At 45.3% G+C, this 4,298-nt stretch carries 4 protein-coding genes; 1 reads left to right on the top strand and 3 read right to left on the bottom strand.

What is annotated here, in order from left to right; translation table 11 throughout:
• Nucleotides 1-275: 275 nt before the first annotated feature.
• Nucleotides 276-905, bottom strand: coding sequence for an OmpW/AlkL family protein (locus NK638_RS11940; RefSeq protein ID WP_274633180.1), 630 nt, complete (start codon nucleotides 903-905; stop codon nucleotides 276-278).
• A 657-nt stretch (nucleotides 906-1,562) separates the two neighbouring features.
• Here NK638_RS11940 and NK638_RS11935 point away from each other — a divergent pair.
• Nucleotides 1,563-2,546, top strand: coding sequence for an ion transporter (locus NK638_RS11935; protein ID WP_201585540.1), 984 nt, complete (start codon nucleotides 1,563-1,565; stop codon nucleotides 2,544-2,546).
• A 170-nt stretch (nucleotides 2,547-2,716) separates the two neighbouring features.
• Here the strand turns inward: NK638_RS11935 and NK638_RS11930 are convergent, their stop codons facing one another.
• Together NK638_RS11930 and NK638_RS11925 are read right to left on the bottom strand one after the other, a co-directional pair.
• Nucleotides 2,717-3,364 carry a TerD family protein gene (locus NK638_RS11930; RefSeq protein ID WP_274633179.1) on the bottom strand — a complete coding sequence of 216 codons (648 nt, stop codon included), beginning with the start codon at nucleotides 3,362-3,364 and terminating at the stop codon, nucleotides 2,717-2,719.
• Between the two features lie 89 nt (nucleotides 3,365-3,453).
• A partial coding sequence (locus NK638_RS11925; RefSeq protein ID WP_274633178.1) for a helix-turn-helix transcriptional regulator occupies nucleotides 3,454-4,298 on the bottom strand: 845 nt, incomplete at its 5' end.

The following is a 4,298-nucleotide window of genomic DNA, read 5'->3' as shown; positions in this document are numbered from 1 at the left end:
CGGCGATTTATCTCATTTTTATCACCATTTTAAAAATGAGGACACGCCCTAATAGCGGCTGATAGATTGCATCAATGGTTATGTATTATAAAAAGACTGTCTGCACAGATGGTCTTTTTTTATGCGCTTATGACATGACATTAAGTGCGCCAATATTATAGTGGATTGATTATAAAAAAATAGAATAAACAGATTGCAGCAAATCACACCAACAAAAAAGCCAGCACATTGGCTGGCTTCTTATCTGGCATACTTTACTTGCTATGATAGATTTATTAGAACTGTTTTACAAACGCAACGCCATATACCCATGGGCTGATATCGACTTCACCTAAGTCACTACCGTTTAGGCTAGCGTCAGTTTTGATGTCCTTGTAGCGCGCATCGATACGGAAAGATTCAGTAGGTGCATATGGGATGTCAAGACCGATGTGACCAGCAACGCCAACGCTATCGTCTAGCTCTAAATCATTACCGTTACCTAGGTAAACTCTTTCTTTAAAGAAAGTTGTATAGTTCACACCAACACCAACGAAAGGCTTCACATTCATAGGCAAGTTATAGCCGTCGAAGTGATACTGTACAGATAGAGTAGGGGGTAGATGCTGAGTTTTGGCATCAACTTCGTTACCATTTGCATCAGTTAGCGTGATGTCATGATGGAATGGGATGGCTGCTAGTAGCTCAACACCAACGTTATCAGCAATGAAGTATTCGCCACTGATGGTTGGGCGCACATCGCCATCAACATCTACTGATAAGCCATTGTCTAAAGTACCATTGTCGCTTTTAGGGTCAACATAGTGTGCACCGGCAGCGATACTCCAAGTACCAGCAGGAACGGCAAAAGCAGAAGTCATAGTAAGTGCAGTAGCAGCGGCTAAAACTAGGGATTGTAGTTTCATCGTTTGATTCCTTAACGTAATAGAGGATTATCAGTCAGCTAATGAGGGATGACAGTAGTGACCAATACATAATATTATGATTATTGACTAATCTGTAACATTATAACGCCATTATAATACAAAACCACTATTTCTGTAAGGTAATAAATGGTTATTCTCAGTATTAAGCCAAGACTTTTGTATAAAGTTATCGATATCGAGGTATTGTGAACTTTTAGAAGTGAATGATAGGTAAAGGATAAAGGTTTTATTTTATAAACGGAGGCGCGCCATACTATGCTTGGTTATTGTAGTAACTCTCCTCTGCGTTGTACTAACGCACGGACGATGCAGCTATTAAATGAAGTAGATGGCTGTTGTCCTGAGTGCCATCTGTTTTTGTTGCCTGCCCAAAATATCAGCCATCAGTTAAAGGTCGATGAACGGTTTTTACGATCGGCCATCTTGGCAATTGCCTTTACGCTACTGATAACTGTCTATATTTACTATAAAAATTTTGTATAATCTGAGGGCACACGCTAGCTGTGGATAACACGCAGCCGCCGATCGACGCCTTTTAAGTCAGCTTTGGCATTATGGTGGTCACGGTGATGTTTTTTGCGGCAATGGCGATTTATTTTATTTATCCACGCGCGGGTTTTACCGCATAAGGTCAGCATGCTATTCCAATCTATACGGCGCTTACGTTTTTTTGTTTATGATATTTTGCAAAACGATGAGCATGACACTCGGTTTAGCCGTTATGTGGACTACTTCCTGATTTTTTTGATCATGACCAATGTCGCCGCTGTGATTGCCGAGTCTGTAGACAGCTGGTATTACCCTTATCAAGACTATTTTATTTGGTTTGAAAATTTCTCTATCGTTATTTTTTCTATCGAGTATTTGCTGCGTCTGTGGAGTGTGGCCGAAGCCAAACCAGATAATACCACTTGGCGTCAGCGCTGGGAGTGGCTCAAAAGCCCGTCGGCGATGATTGACTTGATTGCAATCGTCCCTGCCTTTTTAAACTTCTTTGTCTCTATTGACTTGCGTTTCTTGCGTATTTTGCGTCTGTTTCGGATTTTGAAACTCACCCGCTACTTTGCCTCTATGCGTATCTTGCTGGTGGTCATTAGTAAAGAAAAAGGCTCGTTTCAAGCGGTTATCTTTATCTTGATAATCATGATTGTCACCGCCTCTAGCGGGATTTATTTGGTCGAAAATCACGCGCAGCCAGATGAGTTTGAGTCGATACCAAAGGCGATGTGGTGGGCGGTGGTGACGCTGACGACCGTCGGCTATGGTGATGTCATACCGATTACCAATGCAGGCAAGATATTGGGTGCCATCATTACCATATTGGGTGTGGGTCTGGCGGCATTGCCAGCTGGTATTTTGGCGACTGGTTTGGCCAATGAGCTGGCCCAGCGCCGCGAGGAGTTAGAGCAGCATTTTCGTGAGCAGCTGATTGACAGTGATTTTGATTTGGTGCAAAACCAGATGATGATTGACAAGATTCGCCGTGAGCTGGGGCTGGACAAGGAGCAGGCGCAAAATATCGTTTTACAAGTACTGCGTGAGCAAGAGCTTGAGCGCCGCGAAAGAGAGGTGGAAAGGCGGCAAAAGAATTACTGCCCGCACTGCGGCGAGCCGTTATAGCGCAGTGCACTACTCAACACGCGCTAGTCTTTTTTGTCCGTTTTTTGTTTGAGAGGTTTTTACAGCTTTATTTCGACAGCTTCATTCCTGCGATTTCATTTTTATGGTCTCATTTTCTGGTTTGAATGGCTGCAGTCAAACGCTGTGGTTGATTTCTCTTTATAGGCTTTTTATAGGCCTTGAGGGATAGGAAGGGCGCGCGCCAGTTCATAGGCGACTTGCTGCGCGGCTGTGGCCAAATCCTCTGCTGCCAGTGGTAAGTTTTGCAAAGTTAGATGCCAGTCATCTACTTCTCGGCGCAAATGAGCGACCCAAAGTGTTTGGCAGTCGCGTGGCAGCTGTTTGAGATTGACTTCAAAACAGCGATTGCCTTCATCATCACTCAGGTGTATCTCGCCTTTTTTGACTCGAGAAAAAGGGTGGCCGTGATAAGAGTTGGCCATCATGGCAATATGGGTGATATGCGCAGGAATTTTGTCTAAATACAGTCTGATCTGCTCTTGATCAAGCGGTGCCAAATACATGGCCTGTTCACCGCGATCTTTGCCATTTAAGCTATCGCCTTGATGGCGTACCGACTCCGCTTTGTCTCGCAGCTGCTTAAACCAAACGATATCGCTGATGGTGCAATTGTCATCGTATAACGCGCACGCGATGTCGATATCTATCGCGCCTTGGTTTTTTTTAAAACGTTTTAGCAGTCCCTTTGGCTCCATTCTGGTAAATTCGTAGTTTAGCGCAAAAAACAAAGTCCCCGCATCTAAGCCTAGTCCTCTTAAGCTGTCGGAAAGTAGTGGCGATGGGGTCGTGGTCGACATAGTATTCCTTTTACAATGGTTCGAGTTGCAATGGTTCGAGGATGTTATCGTGATTTGAGTCTGTAACGCTTAAGACAAGATAACACCAGTTAATCAGGCTTATTATCAGTGGCGCTATTGGCGCTGTTATCCAAGACGGCTCGATATAGCAGCTCGGGATGCGCATCGAGCAGGCCACTACCAAAGCCGCGTAACCACCAAACCAGCTGTGAGGTTAGGTTGACCGTGGCTTTGATGGTTAGGGTGTCGTCATCATTGACGGTGACGACTTGATCGTCACTAAGCTTACTTTCTGTCAGACTCTTGCCAGCTTGTTTGGTGAATTGTAGCTCAATGGCCGTGTTTTTGCCACGCTCAGGCAGCTCGCCAAACAACGGATGACTAAAGCCCATACTGCCTGCCTCCAAATAGGTATCGAGCTGAAAATCCTCTGGCGTTTGTGCCGGACTCTCTAAAATCTCGACGCTATCAAACCGGTGCAGAGCAAAGGTGCGAATGATGGCTTCTGGGTCATCGGTACGGGTCGCTAGTAAATAGATAATCACGCCGCGCTGAATGATGGCAATGGGGTTTAGCGTATATTCGCTGGCCTCACTTTTGTTGCTACGGGTGTAGCAGGCTTTGACCTGCAATTGATAAAAAAGCGCGTGATACAGATTGTCTTTGCTCTCGAGGTCAATGTGCGGGGCGATTAAGGGCTGGGTGGCAGGCTCAATGCGTACTCGGTCGATCCAAGAGTGCGTGACTTTACTGTTTTTTAGCTGTCGTCTTGCTAAATCAAACCAAGGAAACAGCTCGTCTAAAATCACGGGCGGTAATAGCTGGGTGAGGTTGGCCTCTACCATATTAAAAGCCACCGCTTGTGATAGATTCATATGCGGTAGGCTGTGTAGCGGGGCATCGTCACGCCAGCGCCAGCCTTGTGGGTTGGCGT

This window comes from Psychrobacter sp. A3, from assembly GCF_028823565.1.
GTDB lineage: Bacteria > Pseudomonadota > Gammaproteobacteria > Pseudomonadales > Moraxellaceae > Psychrobacter > Psychrobacter celer.
Note: the sequence above shows the minus strand (reverse complement) of the source record. Positions and strands in the feature narration are given on the sequence as shown.

Bases quoted from the DNA above. Each gene is read 5' to 3' on its own strand.
- NK638_RS11935 (WP_201585540.1), top strand. From the start codon at position 1,563: ATGCTATTCCAATCTATACGGCGCTTACGTTTTTTTGTTTATGATATT.
- NK638_RS11940 (WP_274633180.1), bottom strand. From the start codon at position 905: ATGAAACTACAATCCCTAGTTTTAGCCGCTGCTACTGCACTTACTATG.
- NK638_RS11930 (WP_274633179.1), bottom strand. From the start codon at position 3,364: ATGTCGACCACGACCCCATCGCCACTACTTTCCGACAGCTTAAGAGGA.